We start from the raw sequence: 13,754 nt of genomic DNA, 5'->3' as shown, positions 1-13,754 counted from the left end.
GGGGTCGGGGGTGGGCTCAGGCATTGGGGACCTCCGCAGCGTTGGCGAATTCGAGCAGGACGTCGGCGTGGCACGGCTGATTGAGCGGGCACCAGCAGGCGAGGTCGCGACCGGCCAGCTCGCTGCGAATGGTCTTGAGGGTGACGGGCTGGTCGCGGTGCCCGATCCGAGGCCATCGGCTGTCGCGCAGGTGCACGACCTCGCCGGTGAGGACCTCGCGGTACAAGGCGACCGCCTGGGCGCGGGACAGGTTGTGGATCTCGCAACGGGTGACGCGGTCGTCGCCGTGGAAGTAGTCGTGGCGCATCCCCGCGGCGGAGATCCGGTCCTCGTACTCCCAGTCGGCACCGGTGACCGCGCCGGGCATGCACGCGAGCCCGTTCGATCCACCGAGGGTGAATGGGTTGCCCCACTTCGTCGGGCGACCGACGTACACAGCACCTTCAGGCAAGCGCCACCCAGCGGTGCGTTTGCGTTGGATGCGTTCAGGCATGGTGTCTCCGTTCGAATTTCGGGCGCAGGTGGGGCTTGCAGAACAGGCAGGGCCGCGGGTTGTCGCCGTCGCGGTCGATCCACTTGTCGACGCATCGCGGGTCGTGCTCGACGGGCTCCTCGTCGCGTTCCTCGCCGGTGCGGTCACGCATCGGGGATCACTCCGGCAGCGCGGCCGACGCTCTGGATGTCGGCGGCGAGCTGGATCGTCACGTGCGCAACCAGATCGTGGAATTCCTTGTGCGCCTTCGGAATAGCGACGTGCGCGCCACAGATATTGCAGATCGCCGGGACGGTGAACATCTCAGCGAACCGCGCCGCTTCGGCCTCCTGCTCGGTCTGGAGCTTGGCGGCGATGTCGGCGAACGGGTCGGTTGGGTCGATGGGCTCAGGCACTTTTCACCACCGAGCTCACGAGCTTGCGGTTTGCCCTCCAGCGGTTGCGGCGATCGTTGGCGCACCGCCGGCACCGCTGGCCGATGCCGCGGTTTCCGCTTCGCTGGTAGAGCTGGATGTTCGCCTCGGTGAGGTGGTGTCCCTTCGGGCACACAGGTTCTCGTCCAGCGTGAATCCGCCGCAGATTCTCCGCGTGTGTGACCGCTTCGAGGTGGGTGGGTTCGATGCAGTCTCGCCATTTGCAACCACGTGCCGCGACGTGGTCGATCTCCAGCTCGTCGGCGATCTCGCCGTACATGAGCTCGTAGGCGATCCGATGAACGGACTTGACCTTTCCGCCTATGGACAGCTGTCCGTAACCGGTCGGTATATGCGCTCCGGTCCAGCGCAAGCATTCGCCATCGCGGCGGGAATTCAGCGCGAGTTTCTCGGCCACGGTGGCACCGGGCAGTCGTCTAGACATGGGCGTGCTCCTGGTCGTTCTGGTCCTCGTCGGTCTCGGCGTCGACGTCGGGCGTGTGTTCGGTCGGGCGGCCGGCCATCGCCGCGCGGACCTTGGCCATGCCCTCGCGGCCGATTTCGGCGGTGGCGGGGTTGTGGTCGCAGCGAGTGCCGGCGGTCTTGCCGTACTCGGCGCCCCGGAAGCCATCGGCGTCGCACAGCGTGCAGTTGGCGATGGCCCGTTCGCGGTCCTCGGCGGCGCGCTGGGTCTTGGCGGTGTGCTTGGCGGCCCTGGCTCTGGCGAGGGCGGCGTCGTGGTCCCGGCGCGCTTTCCGGGCGTCGCCACACGCACCGCATGCGTCCGTGGTGCCGTCGGGATGGGCGGCGCAGAAGGGCGAGGGCGGTTCGGCGGCGAGGACGCGGTCGGCCTGCCAGGCGGTGCGCTGCTCGATGAGCTTGGTGCACTGGGCGCAATCCGGATCCCAGAAGTCGGGGTGTTCGGGATGGTGTGCGGGGGGTGGGGGGTCGTTGCGCGGCTCGCGCGCCTGCGCGACGTGACGTTCCCCCATTGCGTAACCCCCATGAGTTGCAGGGTGAGAGGTGTTAGGGCTTTGGGACCGATCCGGATTGGCATAAGGGCTTTCGGACCGATCCTGATTGGTATTCCAGGCGGTATTCCGGGGGGTGTTCAAAGCACTAATCGAGCCGAGGTCATCGCCCACGGGATCGTCTGCGGCGATGGGTGTTTCGACCCGATCGGCATCAGCGTTCGGGACCGTCTCGGATTGGTAATCAGGACCGGTCTCGAACGGTGTCTCGTACCGATCCTGATTACCAACGGGATTGGTGTCTCGATTGGTAATCGGATTGGTAATCGGAAGGGTGATGCCGAAGTCTTCGAGGGACCGCTCGGCGAGCAGCCGGTCGAGCTTCGCCCGGGACATCGGGTGCGTCCACGACGAGTACTCGGGGCACTCCTCGCGCAGCCGCCGGACCTCGGTGACGACGCCGGCGCGCAGCTTCCGGGATGCGAGCCCCTGGTATGCCTTGACCAGCGCCACGGCCATCGTCGGATTGCGCAGCAGCTCATCCCAATGGATGTGCTTGATCACCAGCGCTTCCTCGGTGGCGCTGTCGAACAGGCCGAACCCTGCCGCCTCGTACTCGGCGGCCGCGGCCTCGATCGCGCCGACGGTCCAGCCGCGGGCGCGAGGCACCAGACGGGCGGGCCGCCAGTCGACGCGGCCGCAGTATGAGATCTCGGGCCCGTGCCGCAGCACGAAGTCGAGGTGCTGGGCCACCGGACTCAGGTCGGTGTAATCGGCGTCGTCCCAGATCCACAGGGGATTTCGGGCGTATTCACGCGCCATGGTCTCGCCTCCTACAGGGCAGATGGATCGAAAAGTGCCGGCGTCGCCTCGTCGGCATCGCCGCGGCACTTGCGGCACAGGCGGTCTCGCGGCACAGGGACATCGGGCGCCCACGGGGTGCGGCACTCGCGGCAGTCCATGAGCACGGTCGGGCCGTGCGTGCCGACGCGGTACCGGTGCGGGACAGGGCGAGGTGTCGCCGCGCGGGCCGGGGCCGCAGCCCGGCTGCTGCCAGGCCACGGTCCCGCGACGACGTTGTCGCTCATGTCCGCGAGACGATTTCGGCGATCCGGTCGCGGATCCACCGACGCGCGGCCTCGCGCTCCGAGCCCGGCTCGTAGCCGACGCCGGTCACGGTCGCGTTGATGACCGCGCCGAGCTCCATGGCGGCGACCAGTCGATCGAGTTGCTTCTCGACCTGGCCGAGTCGGGCCTCGGCACCGCGCAATGCATGTCCGACGCTGTAGTCGACGCTCATTCCGCACCGCCCTCGGCCGGGGCCTTCGCCTGCTCCGCGGCGAGGGTGTCGACGAGCTCGGCGATGAGGACCTCGCCCTCTTCGATGGTGAGCTGTCCGAGGTCCGGGAGGGGCTTGCCCAGGACCATCGATGCGAAGTCACGCTGCTGGTCCTCGTCGGTGACCTTGAGCGCGGTCATGAGCTCGTCGATCTTCTCCGACTGCTGGGCCGTGATCAGGTTCGGCGCAGCGGGTTTGTCGGCCTTCCGCGTGGCACGCGAACGCTTCGGCGGATCGCTCTCGGGAGGGGCCTTGGCCGTGTCTGTGACCTGCGCAGGTTCCGGTTTTGCGCCCGATTCGGAGGGCTCCGCCGCGGCCTCGACCTTGCGGCGCCGACTGACGGCGGCCAGCTCGTCCGCGCTCGGCGGTGCGGCCACCGGCGCGGGGAATTCTTCGGCCTTGTTGACCTCACCGCGCTGGATCGACTTGAAGATCACCGACAGCTGACCGAGGTGGTCACCATTCCACTCCGCCCGGGGGGCACCGACTTTCGCCTCGAGCTGCTCGACCGTCACACCCATCTGGGCGAAACCGTGGATGGCGTTGGTCCGTCGCTCCTCCAGTGGGTCGCCGTCGCCGCGCTTGAGGGTCTCGTGGCAGCGGGCCTTGGCCTCCTCCACGAACCAGTTCGGGAGTACGGAGATGATCTGCTCACGCAACCTCCGCGCACCGTTGTTGGCGTTGTTCTCGTAGATGTCGCGGGTCTCGGTGAGCTGACGCCGGCCCTTCTTGGTGTCGCGGATATGCGGCACGATGAACGACGTCGACGAGCTCGCGTTGGTCTGCATATCCCAAGCGCGAGCGAGCATCTCGCTCACACCCTGCTCGTCGTCGCGGCGCAGTTCCTTGATGCCGTAGTCGATGTTTCCCCAGCAGCGGGCGAGCTCGCGGGCGAGGTGGATCGAGACGCCGGTGACGGTCTCTTCGCCGCGGTTGTACCGAAAGAACGCCTTCTCGGCGACGGCCATTTGGGCTGTGGCGTCGCGCATTTCCTCGACCGCCATGGCCTTGTTCCGGGGCCGCTCCTGGGCGACCATGACCGCGGCCTGCACCTCGGCGACCGCGCGGGACTGCTCGACCGCGGTGGCCTGCGAGATGGGGGTGCGCGGCACTGGCGCGATCGAGACGGGCCGATAGTGGGCAGGGGTGTTCAACCCAGGATCTCCTCTGCTTGGTAGCGGACCCAGGCGGGCAGGGTCACGCGGTCGATTTGGTTGGTGTTGTCGGTCCATTCGCCACTGGCCTGCGCTTGGGCGTATTGGCGGATGGCGTGGCGATTGAGAGCGCGGCCGAGATCGATGTCGGCCGGTTCGATGTCGCAGACGCTGACCACGTACGGCGGCGTCTTGCATTGGCTGATGAACACGAAGATCGGGTCGTCGTCCAGACCGAGGGCCTCGATGCCGTCGGTGTAGAACGGCTGCTGCATGTAATAGCCGAATTCGCCTGCGGCCTTGGCGAACCCACGCCGCCCCGAGTACTTGCTGGTCTTGTAGTCCGGAACCCACAATCGGCCATTGATGCGGGTCATCCAGTCGGTGCGGAACTTCAGCTGCACGCCGGTTTCGGAGTCCTCCCACCAGCCCGACAGTTCGGCCTCGCCTTCGGCCAGCAGCGGGCCTGCCACCGAGTGCTCGAGGACGATGCGCGCCATCTCTCGGGCCGCCTCGTCTTCCTTGGGCAGCGCGGGAATTCGGCCGGCTGCCCGGGCGTCGTCCTGAGCCTCCTGCGCGGCGTTGCTGCGCCAGTTCGGGAAGTCACAGATCTCGACATCGGCCCCTTCGCCGAGCACGTACTTGTGCGCCAGGTGCCCGAAATCGAATTCCGACTTGTCTTCTCGCCCGCGCAGGCGCTCGTCCCGGAACTCCTTGGGCGAGCTCATCGCCAACTTGCGAGCACCGGACGAGGACAGCGCTGGGTCGCGGTGATAGACGACGTCCGGGACGCCCGGATACAGGCCGGGCCGGAACGGCTCCGCCATTCAGATCGCCCCCGCCTCGGCGACGGCGTCCGGCTTGATCGCGAACAGGCGGTCAGCGATCTTGCCTTTCACGTACGGCCGATCCGCCGAGAGCATCTTGTTGACTGCACCCGGCGAGATCTGTGCGCGCGCAGCGATTTCGGTCTGTGACATCGTTTCGAGCAGCTGCTTGAGGTGGGCGCGGACCGGCGCGATATCGCGCAGCCCTTGTGCGCACGGCGTGCACATCACGGCATTCGCGTATTGAGATGCGATCTGCCGCCCGCACGCGCAATGCCGCACGGTTGAAGGCTTTTCCACGCCGAGCAACTTCCGCAGACCGCGCTGCCCCGGTGAAGTCGCGAGGTTGAATCCGGCCCAGATGCCATAGTTCGCGCCGAGTTCCTCAGCGGTCTTCGCGCACTCCCTGCGCATCGTGCATTCCTCGACGCAGACGCGTACAGCTTCTCGCCGCGCGTCGCGATCGCCCTCTGTGAGCCACAGGGCTGGATCTTTCGCACAAGCAGCGGGATTTTTCCTGGTCACAGCGCCCCCGAATCGGCCGCGATATTGTTGTAGCGCTGCTGGTCCGGGTCGTAGGGGCGCGTCTCGCCGTCGGCGTCCTGGTCCTCGTCCTCGCCGTTCGGCACGAGGTCCTCGGCGGTCTTCTTGCAGGCGACGAGCACAGTGACGAGGTCGCTACCCCCACGCATCCGCCTCACGATCGAGACGAGGGAATCACCGTCGAGGTGCTCGGTCGCGGTCACGAAGGACCGGAGCACGTCGAGGGTGAGGTCCTCCTCGAAATCGAGGTACATCGCGACCTCGCGCTCGACGCGCTCGACGGCCGTGTATTTCCAGTGGTTCTCGGGCTCGGTCATCGGGCACTCCGGCTCATGTTCGCCGCCTTGAGTTCGCGATTGGCGTTCACCTCGGCGAGGGTTTGGTCAAACATCTTGTCCCGCAGTTCGTTCCGCTGGTTCGTGACGTTGGCGAGCTGCGCCTGGCACTTGCGGAGCGTCTTCTTGAGGGCGCTGGCCTTCTTCTTGAGCTCCGCGATCGTGCGCGCCGCCATGTCGGCCTTCTCTGCCGCGATTTCGAGCTCGCCGCGCAACCGCACGTTCTCGCCGACCAGCTCGCCGAAGTTCTGGGGCTCGGTCGATGTCTGAGGTTGGGTCACCACTGCCTCCTGGCGAGGTTGCGCAGACGTCCGGCGATCTCGGCGTTGGTGAGCGCGTCGCCGTCAGCAGCGGCCAGCAGATCGGCGAAATCGAGGATGGCCGTGGTCAATTCGGTGCAGTCCTGAAGCGCGTGCTCGGCGAGTTCCGCGATCGCAGTCCCGAGGGCGGTGTGTGGCGCGCTCACCGGGCACCTGCCCAGTGCGGATCGCTCAGTAACGCGGGCAGGCATTCGCAGGTGTCGGGGCCTGCGTGGTGCAGCCCGATGCACCGGTCGTCCGGGCATCCGCAGATGTCGCCGGTCCAGGTGTCGCCCATGCCGTTGCGTGTGCGCCACTCGGCGATGCTGACGCCAGATGCGCGCAGCGTTTCGCGCGCGGTCACGTTCAGCCTGCGGCTCACCAGTGCACCGCCTGACCGTCGTCGAGCAGCGTGGGGCGGGCGAGGCAGATCTCGAGGTGCTCGCTGTAGATGGGGAGCAGCTCGGTCGGCGCGGTGGCGAACGCACGCGCCTTCAGCGCGTCGGCGATCACGGGGTCGGAGGTGCGGCGAAGGAAGGGCACCCAGCCCTTCCAGCCGCGGCGGTGCTTGGCCATTACAATCTCCTTGTCTCTGGAAATGCGCCCCGCCGAGCTCGTCCCTCGGCGGGGCGCGATGAATTTCAGGGGTTTGGCAGGTCGCCCAGCGCGGGCAGTTCGTCGCCCGCGCTGGGCTTCCCGATCCCCCAGTCCGCGCGAACCCAGCGGCCGGAGGACGGATGACGGCGGCGAGCCTCGCGGCGGAGGGCAGCGCGCCGGATACGGAAGTCGGTGATCAGCGCGGCGACCAGCCAGAGCGCGGCGACGACGCCGATGGCCCCGCAGACGCTGAGCATGATGACGATCGCGGCGAGCATCTGGGGCGCCACGATGACGCCGCTGGCGTAGAGCACCCAGTTGCCGACCAGGGCGGCGAGCCATGGCCAGGTGGCGTGAATTGCGGCGTCGGTAGCCTGCCCGAGACGGTGCCTCACAGCGGCGCTCCCCAGCAGGTCAGCCACTCGCCGGTCAGCCAGCCGCCACCGACTATCAGCAGCGCGACCGCGTCCCAGCCGAGGATGGCGAGGTGGTCCGGGACGCGGTCGATGAGCGGGCGAATGCGCTTCACGCGGTCACCCCGTTACCGGTCGCCGAGGGGCGCGTCGCCCCCTCGAGCTGTACGTGCTGCGGGGGCACGCCGAGCAGGTTCGCCATTTCCTCCGCATTGACGATCCCGAGGTCGACCCTCTCCAAGGCGGCCAACGCCTCGCGCACCGCCTCCTCGTCCTGCTCGTGGAAACGCTCGAACGCAGCGGCGATCTCTTCGCGCACGATCCGACGCACACGGTTCTCGGACATGTTGCTCATCGCGGCATCACCACCAGGCCGAGCCATCCCAGGCCGAAAACCACGAGGGCCGTCACCACGGCCGTGATCACCTGCGTGCGCATGCTGGTGGCGGTCACAGCGGCCACGCTCCAGCGAGATGCCACTGCGGCCGCAGGACCGGCGCAGGCTGCTGTTCGCGGATCCACGCGTAGACGGTGGGCCGCACGAGGTTCGACGGTTCGGTCTCGCTTTCCGAGCACGCGAGGCGGATCAGCGGGGGCAGCGCGGCGATGGCCAGCGCCCACACGGCTACGAAGATCGCCGTGATCATGCGGGGCCCCAGGGCAACATGCCGATCGGGGTCTGCATGGGCAGGGGGATCGGCTTCGGGGCCGGGTGGATCAGCGAGCAAATCCAGGCGAACAGGTCCATGTGGATCTCCTTGTCTGCGTAGGGATTTGGATGTGGTGCGCGCCCGGAGGGGCGAGGTGGGGAGTCCTCGGCGGTCCCCCTCCAGGGCGCGCGGCCCGGGTCCGGCGTCGGTGGCGACCGGCCCGGGACACTTCAGGCGGACCGGCTGGCCATGCGGCGACGGCTTCCCGCCGTGAGGGCCGAGGCGAAATCGACGCCGCCGGGCTGCGTGGCGTGGCCCCCCACCACGGGGGCCGGATCCGCGATGCGTACGAGGGCGGGGGAGGCCAGCAGTTCAATGGCCTCGTTGATGTCGCTGTCGGTCATGCACCACGACCGTCCGACCTTGCGGCCGGGAAGCTTCCGGGCGCGCAGCTGAAGCATCAGCCAGTGCGTGGAGGGGGCCCCGAGGCGCTCTGCGGCGATCTCGAGGGGGTGGCACTTGGTGTCGGTCATGCCGTACCGCCCGCGGTGGCCGTGATGCTGGGCGCGTCGGTCGGGCGCATGATGGCGATCTGCGGGACCTTCAGGGTCTCTGCAGCGCGCGCCAGCATGACGTTGGTGAGTTTCTTGCGGCCGGCCTCGATGTTGACGAGGTAGCTGCGACTGATTCCGAGGTGGTTGGCGAACTCCTCTGGGCGATAGCCCCGAAGTTCCCTCAATGCCCGCAGAGTGCCGCCAACTCGCTCCCAGTCGGACTCGGTGAACGGCGTTGACGCGACCCTCGCGGGGTGAGTTCCGTGAAGTTCCGCTTGCACGAGAGGAACATTAGGGATCAAAAGGGAACATGTCAACGGATGTTTGCGGCGAGGCGCGGAGGTTTGCTGGGCCAGATCCCCCCAATGGGAACAAAATGCGCGCAGTTACCGACTAGTAGCTACCCATTGGTGCTGTTGGGACAACATGACCGCCGGTCCTTGTAGTTCCCGCTTGTTCCCTGTAACACTGTCAATTGAGGGCAGATTCGAGGCCCTGAGTGCGACAGAGATTCGACGGGAGTCGGGGATGACCGAAGCGACACAGCCGCCATACAGGCGTGTCGGCCGCGAGGTCGAACTGCGCAGGGCGTTCTTGGAGATAGACCAGGCGGCCCTTGCGCGCGAAGCTATGGTGGACGCGAAAACTGTCCGAGGCCTGGAGCGCGGCGAACGCTGGCCCCGGACCACTTCCCGCGCGAAGATCGAGCGTGCGCTGAAATGGCCGACCGGCCGACTCGATCAACTCCTGGCGAACGAGGGCCTGTCTCCCGATGCGGCCGCAACGGAAGCGGGGCAGCACCCCGGAGAGTGGCCGGCGGCGGCTGACATTTCGGCCGGCGTGCAAGGTGCGGTTGTCGTAGTGAATCGAGCTCTCGACTCCGGTGCGTCCCTGGATGACGTGGAGCGTCTGATCACTGCGGTCCTCCGGCTGGCTACCGACCCGGCGCTGCAGTCGCAGCTCGATGACGAAACGGTCGAGCTCGTTTCCGAAACACACAGAGCGGTACTTGCACGCCTGCGCCGGCGTCGAAGCGAAGGGGATGCAGACCCGGAGTTCGGCCCAGTAATTCCTGGGACGAATGTGCGTCCAGGGGTATGGACTGATGGAGAATTCGACGGGGCGGTTGCGCGTGACATTCGCAGCGACCGAGAGCGCCTATAGCGCCGCGATTCCCCACAGAGCGATAGGCTGCCAGATCATCTGAAACCAGCGGCCGAGTCCCCGGTGCTCTCTCCAGCCGAATGCCGGATCAGGGCCCGCCACGAGCGCGTACTGGGCGGCCCTCTCCAGCTCGACGCGCTGGTGCATATCGACGCCGTGCCGCGGCACGATCTTCACGAGGTTCCGTCTGCGGTCATTCAGCAGGACGAGCTCGCCGATGAGGACGTGGTCGCCACGATGAACCATTTCGCCGTGGCAATCCGCGTAGATGATGCCGAGCTCCATCATCGCGGCCGTATGTCGTTCGATGCACTTGGCGACGCGGACGAACCGGCTATCCCTCTCTCCGCCGGGTGCACCGGCGACCTGAAAATCGGAGTCGCTCACCTGTCCTCGCCTCGACCAGCTGAATAGGGCGACGAAGTCAGCGCCCCCTCGATCACAATGCCCATGTACCACCCCTGCGGCAAACCTGGAACAAACCTTCGAGTCAGCACATTAGTTCGAAACCGCATATTTCGGAAGAGAATTCTAGCAAACTTTCAGCGAAATTCCGTGGGGGAGCGCACCTTACGGAATTCCGTGGTTTTGTCTTCTCTGCAGGGACGCCCCCCCCCCGCTGATTTACGAAGTAGCGCAACTTATCTCGGGTGCGCACTAACTCCCGGCATCGCTGTTACGTTGCTGAAACATTCAGGGTGCGAGGGTTAATCGTGTAGTCGTGCGGGCATTCCCTAACTGGTGCACACACTGGCCGGTGTTGGAATCTTGGCACGCGCCGTCATAGTTTTGGCTCGTGTTTGGGTTTACTTCCCGCAAACGCTGTTGTACGGCGTTTGACGTGACCGGGATCTGCAGGAGGTCGGGCCGCTTCCATGCGCCCTCGGCCACGCCGGGCGGCGGTTGACGGGGTGTTGACCCGGTCAACACTCGTGGCTAAAGTCCCAGTTCGTCAAAGTCCTCGAATCTCCTCCAGAATCCTCAAAGATGCTGGTAGACCGGTTGCGGCGGCGCTCTTCATGGGGTTCAAATCCCTCTGCTTCCGCTTGAAGATGCTGGTGGCCAAGGGTTTTCGAACCCTTGGCCACCAGCATTTCTGCTATGCGGGCAGGCTCGCGAGCCAGTCGAGGATGATCGGGTCGGTGACCTCGGGGTGGGTGTAGGTGACCGCGTGCGCGGCGCCCAGCCCGTCGATGGTCTCGACTCGGGTCGGGCCGCCGAGCTGCCCGGCCAGTTCCTCGGTCTGGCGGCGGGAGTGGATCTGATCCTGCACGCCGTGCATCAGCAGCGCCGGCGCGGTGATGTCCTTGACCAGGTCGACAATGGATTCGCGGTCGATGAGGCAGCGGCCGGCCTGCTGCAGCCGGCGGCGGTCGGAGGCGTTCCACTTGTCGAGCCAGTACCGGCGGTCCTCGCGGGTGCCGCCGATCATCTGCACTGCGATCGGGGTGGCGAGCGGCTCGAGCGGGCCGTCGCCCAGGATCCACTGGTTCATGATGATCATCTCGAAGCCAACGGATTCGGCGGCGTCGTAGGCGTCGGCGCGGGTGCCGATCAGGATCAGGCCGCGCACGCGGGTGGGCTGCAGCAGCGCCATCCGCATACCGATCCACCCGCCCTGCAGCAGGCCGCCCGCGACGACCCGGTCGAGCCCGAGGTGGTCGACGACGGCCCAGGCGTCCCAGGCCAGGCGCCAGTTGTCGAAGGGCTGGTCCGGGTCCTCGGTCAGGCCGTGGCCGCGGGCGTCGATGGTGATCAGCCGATAGTCCGGGGCGAGGGACCGTTCCTGGGCCGCCCACATCTCGGCGTCCTTGAAGAAGCCGTGCATCAGCACCACCGCCGGACCGTCGCCGCCGGTATCCCGGTAGTGGATCCTCGCCCCGTCTTCGGTGGTCACGAACGGCATGGGACAGCGCCCTCCCCTGGTAGGTCTTCGACTGCGCCAGTGTGGATTCGAGGCGCGCGCCCGACCATAACAGGAACGTGTTCTAGAGGAAGCGCGCGATCGTCGCCGGATCGGTGGCGAAGGCCAGGAACGCGTCGTTCTCGTGCGGATCGCCCGCAGTGATACGCACGCCGTCCACGCCGTAGGGCCGGATGATGACCCCCGCCTCGGTGCTGGCCGCACCGTATTCGGCGCTGCGGTCGCCCAGCGGCAGCCAGATGAAGTTGGAGTGGCTCACCGGCAGCCGGTAGCCCGCCGCGAGCAGCGCGTCGCGCATGCGATCACGTTCGGCCACAACGGCATCGGTGCGCTCCAGCAGCTCGTGCCGCGCCTCCAGCGAGGCGATGGCGGCCGCCTGCGCCACCCGGCTCACGCTGAACGGGATGTGCACCTTCATCAGCGCGGTGATCACCTCGGGCGCGCCGACCGCGTAGCCGACCCGCAGTCCCGCCAGGCCGTACGCCTTCGAAAACGTGCGCAGCACCAGCACATTCGGTCGGTTTCGGCCCAGTTCGACGCCGTCGGGGAAGTCCTCGGCGGGCATCCGCAGGTATTCGAAGTACGCCTCGTCGAGCACCACCAGGACGTCGGTGGGCACCTTGTCGAGGAACTCGACGAGTTCGGCCTTGCCGCGCGCGGTGCCGGTCGGATTGTTCGGATTGCACACGAACACCACGCGGGTGCGCGGGGTGATCGCCGCCGCCAAAGCGTCCAGATCGTGGGTGGATTCGTCGTCCAGCGGCACCTGGACCGCCTTCGCGCCCGCCACCTGGGTGACGATCGGGTACGCCTCGAACGAGCGCCACGCGAACAGCACCTCGTCCTCGGGGTGCCGGCAGGTGATCTGCACCAGCTCCTGGCACAGCGCGACACTGCCGCAGCCGGCCGCCACGTTCTCCAGCTGCACGCCCAGGAAATCCGCGATGGCGCCGCGCAATTCGATGGCGTGGTTGTCCGGATACCGGTTCGACAGCTCGACCGCCTCGGTGATCGCCTTGGTCACCGACGGCAGCGGCGGGAAGGTGGTCTCGTTGCTGGCCAGCTTCACCGCGCCGGGGTGGGTCTTGCCGGCGACGTACGCGGGGATGGCATCGAGGTCCGGGCGAATGTGCGCGCTCACCCTTCCACCCTATGTCGAGCGTCCGCCGGGCCGTCCGCCGGTGCCGTCCGGTTCGACCCGGTTGCTTGAAAGCCGCCTGCCGCTCCCGAATCGCGCTCGGCTGGAAAGTCTCCGGATTTCCGGACCGTCGGAAAGATTTATCGCGTTTTTACCTAGCACAACTACAGTGGCCCTATGTCGGGCATTTATCGAGAACTCGCCCCTGTGCACGACACGACCGCGATAGCGCTCACCGTGCTCGAACCCGAGGGACACACGCGCGGCGGCATCGTGGTGTTGCACGAATCACGTGAATTCACCGAGCCATTGCTGGAACTCATGCGAGCGCTCGCCGACGACGGCTGGACCGTCCTCGCCCCCGATCTGTTCCACCGCCCGGTCAACGGCAGCGTCGACGAGTGCGTCTTCGGTGAGGACCTCTTCGCCGACTTCGACGCCTGCTTCGAATGGCTCACCCGGCACGGCGTCTTCCGCGACTGCATCGGCGTCCTCGGCTTCGACTCCGCCGGCACCGCCGCCGCCCTGGTCGCCACCAACCGCCGCGTCGGCGCGGCCGTGAGCGTCGCCGCCCGCGGCATCGAGACCCCGATCAGCCCGCACGCCAGCACCCTGCTCGCCGCCGCCCCCGCCTTCCAGGCCCCCTGGCTCGGCCTCTTCGGCGAGGACGACCCCCTCACTCCGCCCGACCAGGTCGACCGCCTCCGCGAGGCCGCCGCCCGCGCCGACGTCGCCACCCTGGTGGTCACCTACCCCGGTCTCCACCACCGCCCCGACCATCCCGGCTTCGACCCCGCCGCCCTCGAGGACGTATCCGTCCTCGACGCGCAGACCAGAATCTACGAATGGTTCGACTCGCACCTACGCTGACCAGCCGATTTGGCCTATTGGTCACCCGCTGTGTAATCTTCTGTCCCGGCGGTTCGAAAGGAACCGGCGC

General features: G+C 67.1%; 25 protein-coding genes. 2 read left to right on the top strand and 23 right to left on the bottom strand.

The window, feature by feature from the left end; genetic code table 11:
- Positions 1-16: 16 nt before the first annotated feature.
- The 20 genes from ACYVKL_RS19825 to ACYVKL_RS19730 all read right to left on the bottom strand — a co-directional run bounded on the left by ACYVKL_RS19825 (position 17) and on the right by ACYVKL_RS19730 (position 8,869).
- Positions 17-493: a DUF4326 domain-containing protein gene (locus tag ACYVKL_RS19825; protein WP_379165239.1), complete on the bottom strand. Its 477-nt coding sequence runs from the start codon at positions 491-493 to the stop codon at positions 17-19.
- Positions 486-644, bottom strand: a complete 159-nt coding sequence (locus ACYVKL_RS19820) for a hypothetical protein (RefSeq protein ID WP_379165238.1) — start codon at positions 642-644, stop codon at positions 486-488. Before ACYVKL_RS19820 ends, ACYVKL_RS19825 begins: the two co-directional genes overlap by 8 nt.
- The gene (locus ACYVKL_RS19815) at positions 637-888 is read right to left on the bottom strand and encodes a hypothetical protein (RefSeq protein ID WP_379165237.1); all 252 of its coding nucleotides are present in this window, start codon (positions 886-888) and stop codon (positions 637-639) included. Before ACYVKL_RS19815 ends, ACYVKL_RS19820 begins: the two co-directional genes overlap by 8 nt.
- Positions 881-1,351, bottom strand: a complete 471-nt coding sequence (locus ACYVKL_RS19810; protein WP_460772378.1) for an HNH endonuclease — start codon at positions 1,349-1,351, stop codon at positions 881-883. The genes ACYVKL_RS19815 and ACYVKL_RS19810 overlap by 8 nt, the downstream gene beginning before the upstream one ends.
- On the bottom strand, positions 1,344-2,699 hold the full coding sequence (locus tag ACYVKL_RS19805) for a hypothetical protein (protein WP_379165235.1): 1,356 nt from the start codon (positions 2,697-2,699) through the stop codon (positions 1,344-1,346). Before ACYVKL_RS19805 ends, ACYVKL_RS19810 begins: the two co-directional genes overlap by 8 nt.
- Before the next feature lie 262 nt (positions 2,700-2,961).
- Positions 2,962-3,177, bottom strand: coding sequence for a hypothetical protein (locus ACYVKL_RS19800; protein ID WP_379165234.1), 216 nt, complete (start codon positions 3,175-3,177; stop codon positions 2,962-2,964).
- Complete coding sequence (locus tag ACYVKL_RS19795) at positions 3,174-4,370, bottom strand: hypothetical protein (protein WP_379165233.1); 1,197 nt, start codon at positions 4,368-4,370, stop codon at positions 3,174-3,176. The genes ACYVKL_RS19800 and ACYVKL_RS19795 overlap by 4 nt, the downstream gene beginning before the upstream one ends.
- The gene (locus tag ACYVKL_RS19790) at positions 4,367-5,197 is read right to left on the bottom strand and encodes a PD-(D/E)XK nuclease-like domain-containing protein (protein ID WP_379165232.1); all 831 of its coding nucleotides are present in this window, start codon (positions 5,195-5,197) and stop codon (positions 4,367-4,369) included. Before ACYVKL_RS19790 ends, ACYVKL_RS19795 begins: the two co-directional genes overlap by 4 nt.
- Positions 5,198-5,722 (bottom strand): WhiB family transcriptional regulator, encoded by a 525-nt coding sequence (locus ACYVKL_RS19785; RefSeq protein WP_379165231.1) that lies wholly within the window; start codon positions 5,720-5,722, stop codon positions 5,198-5,200.
- Positions 5,719-6,057, bottom strand: a complete 339-nt coding sequence (locus ACYVKL_RS19780) for a hypothetical protein (protein ID WP_379165230.1) — start codon at positions 6,055-6,057, stop codon at positions 5,719-5,721. Before ACYVKL_RS19780 ends, ACYVKL_RS19785 begins: the two co-directional genes overlap by 4 nt.
- Positions 6,054-6,356 carry a hypothetical protein gene (locus tag ACYVKL_RS19775; RefSeq protein ID WP_379165229.1) on the bottom strand — a complete coding sequence of 101 codons (303 nt, stop codon included), beginning with the start codon at positions 6,354-6,356 and terminating at the stop codon, positions 6,054-6,056. The genes ACYVKL_RS19780 and ACYVKL_RS19775 overlap by 4 nt, the downstream gene beginning before the upstream one ends.
- Positions 6,353-6,541, bottom strand: coding sequence for a hypothetical protein (locus tag ACYVKL_RS19770; RefSeq protein ID WP_379165228.1), 189 nt, complete (start codon positions 6,539-6,541; stop codon positions 6,353-6,355). The genes ACYVKL_RS19775 and ACYVKL_RS19770 overlap by 4 nt, the downstream gene beginning before the upstream one ends.
- The gene (locus tag ACYVKL_RS19765; RefSeq protein WP_379165227.1) at positions 6,538-6,756 is read right to left on the bottom strand and encodes a hypothetical protein; all 219 of its coding nucleotides are present in this window, start codon (positions 6,754-6,756) and stop codon (positions 6,538-6,540) included. The genes ACYVKL_RS19770 and ACYVKL_RS19765 overlap by 4 nt, the downstream gene beginning before the upstream one ends.
- Positions 6,753-6,950 carry a hypothetical protein gene (locus tag ACYVKL_RS19760; RefSeq protein WP_379165226.1) on the bottom strand — a complete coding sequence of 66 codons (198 nt, stop codon included), beginning with the start codon at positions 6,948-6,950 and terminating at the stop codon, positions 6,753-6,755. The genes ACYVKL_RS19765 and ACYVKL_RS19760 overlap by 4 nt, the downstream gene beginning before the upstream one ends.
- A gap of 65 nt (positions 6,951-7,015) precedes the next feature.
- A complete protein-coding gene (locus tag ACYVKL_RS19755) occupies positions 7,016-7,366 on the bottom strand; it encodes a hypothetical protein (RefSeq protein WP_379165225.1) in 351 nt (116 codons plus the stop codon).
- The gene (locus ACYVKL_RS19750) at positions 7,363-7,500 is read right to left on the bottom strand and encodes a hypothetical protein (RefSeq protein ID WP_379165224.1); all 138 of its coding nucleotides are present in this window, start codon (positions 7,498-7,500) and stop codon (positions 7,363-7,365) included. The genes ACYVKL_RS19755 and ACYVKL_RS19750 overlap by 4 nt, the downstream gene beginning before the upstream one ends.
- Positions 7,497-7,739, bottom strand: a complete 243-nt coding sequence (locus tag ACYVKL_RS19745; RefSeq protein WP_379165223.1) for a hypothetical protein — start codon at positions 7,737-7,739, stop codon at positions 7,497-7,499. Before ACYVKL_RS19745 ends, ACYVKL_RS19750 begins: the two co-directional genes overlap by 4 nt.
- A 94-nt stretch (positions 7,740-7,833) precedes the next feature.
- Positions 7,834-8,031: a hypothetical protein gene (locus ACYVKL_RS19740; RefSeq protein ID WP_379165222.1), complete on the bottom strand. Its 198-nt coding sequence runs from the start codon at positions 8,029-8,031 to the stop codon at positions 7,834-7,836.
- Positions 8,032-8,264: 233 nt separating this feature from the next.
- Positions 8,265-8,567, bottom strand: coding sequence for a hypothetical protein (locus tag ACYVKL_RS19735; RefSeq protein WP_379165221.1), 303 nt, complete (start codon positions 8,565-8,567; stop codon positions 8,265-8,267).
- Positions 8,564-8,869: a helix-turn-helix domain-containing protein gene (locus ACYVKL_RS19730; RefSeq protein WP_379165220.1), complete on the bottom strand. Its 306-nt coding sequence runs from the start codon at positions 8,867-8,869 to the stop codon at positions 8,564-8,566. Before ACYVKL_RS19730 ends, ACYVKL_RS19735 begins: the two co-directional genes overlap by 4 nt.
- Positions 8,870-9,116: 247 nt before the next feature.
- Here ACYVKL_RS19730 and ACYVKL_RS19725 point away from each other — a divergent pair, with 247 nt between their 5' ends.
- A complete protein-coding gene (locus tag ACYVKL_RS19725; protein ID WP_379165219.1) occupies positions 9,117-9,752 on the top strand; it encodes a helix-turn-helix domain-containing protein in 636 nt (211 codons plus the stop codon).
- Here ACYVKL_RS19725 and ACYVKL_RS19720 read toward each other — a convergent pair.
- The 3 genes from ACYVKL_RS19720 to hisC form a co-directional block, all read right to left on the bottom strand.
- Positions 9,747-10,139, bottom strand: a complete 393-nt coding sequence (locus ACYVKL_RS19720) for a hypothetical protein (RefSeq protein ID WP_379165218.1) — start codon at positions 10,137-10,139, stop codon at positions 9,747-9,749. The two genes, ACYVKL_RS19725 and ACYVKL_RS19720, sit on opposite strands and share 6 nt — an antisense overlap.
- Positions 10,140-10,851: 712 nt before the next feature.
- Complete coding sequence (locus ACYVKL_RS19715; RefSeq protein WP_379165217.1) at positions 10,852-11,649, bottom strand: alpha/beta fold hydrolase; 798 nt, start codon at positions 11,647-11,649, stop codon at positions 10,852-10,854.
- Positions 11,650-11,740: 91 nt separating this feature from the next.
- Positions 11,741-12,817, bottom strand: coding sequence for a histidinol-phosphate transaminase (gene hisC / locus ACYVKL_RS19710; RefSeq protein WP_379165216.1), 1,077 nt, complete (start codon positions 12,815-12,817; stop codon positions 11,741-11,743).
- 174 nt (positions 12,818-12,991) lie between these two features.
- On the opposite strand from hisC, the gene ACYVKL_RS19705 reads away from it, so the two are divergent.
- A complete protein-coding gene (locus ACYVKL_RS19705) occupies positions 12,992-13,684 on the top strand; it encodes a dienelactone hydrolase family protein (RefSeq protein WP_379165215.1) in 693 nt (230 codons plus the stop codon).
- Positions 13,685-13,754: the final 70 nt, after the last annotated feature.

The sequence above is a fragment of the Nocardia tengchongensis genome, assembly GCF_054781395.1.
The sequence above is the reverse complement of the archived record's forward strand: the minus strand, read 5'-3'. Positions and strand labels throughout refer to the sequence as shown.

Coding starts and splice junctions, on each gene's coding strand:
- ACYVKL_RS19825 (WP_379165239.1), bottom strand. CDS start 493: ATGCCTGAACGCATCCAACGCAAACGCACCGCTGGGTGGCGCTTGCCT.
- ACYVKL_RS19820 (WP_379165238.1), bottom strand. CDS start 644: ATGCGTGACCGCACCGGCGAGGAACGCGACGAGGAGCCCGTCGAGCAC.
- ACYVKL_RS19810 (WP_460772378.1), bottom strand. CDS start 1,351: ATGTCTAGACGACTGCCCGGTGCCACCGTGGCCGAGAAACTCGCGCTG.
- ACYVKL_RS19805 (WP_379165235.1), bottom strand. CDS start 2,699: ATGGCGCGTGAATACGCCCGAAATCCCCTGTGGATCTGGGACGACGCC.
- ACYVKL_RS19800 (WP_379165234.1), bottom strand. CDS start 3,177: ATGAGCGTCGACTACAGCGTCGGACATGCATTGCGCGGTGCCGAGGCC.
- ACYVKL_RS19790 (WP_379165232.1), bottom strand. CDS start 5,197: ATGGCGGAGCCGTTCCGGCCCGGCCTGTATCCGGGCGTCCCGGACGTC.
- ACYVKL_RS19780 (WP_379165230.1), bottom strand. CDS start 6,057: ATGACCGAGCCCGAGAACCACTGGAAATACACGGCCGTCGAGCGCGTC.
- ACYVKL_RS19760 (WP_379165226.1), bottom strand. CDS start 6,950: ATGGCCAAGCACCGCCGCGGCTGGAAGGGCTGGGTGCCCTTCCTTCGC.
- ACYVKL_RS19745 (WP_379165223.1), bottom strand. CDS start 7,739: ATGAGCAACATGTCCGAGAACCGTGTGCGTCGGATCGTGCGCGAAGAG.
- ACYVKL_RS19740 (WP_379165222.1), bottom strand. CDS start 8,031: ATGATCACGGCGATCTTCGTAGCCGTGTGGGCGCTGGCCATCGCCGCG.
- ACYVKL_RS19735 (WP_379165221.1), bottom strand. CDS start 8,567: ATGACCGACACCAAGTGCCACCCCCTCGAGATCGCCGCAGAGCGCCTC.
- ACYVKL_RS19725 (WP_379165219.1), top strand. CDS start 9,117: ATGACCGAAGCGACACAGCCGCCATACAGGCGTGTCGGCCGCGAGGTC.
- ACYVKL_RS19705 (WP_379165215.1), top strand. CDS start 12,992: ATGTCGGGCATTTATCGAGAACTCGCCCCTGTGCACGACACGACCGCG.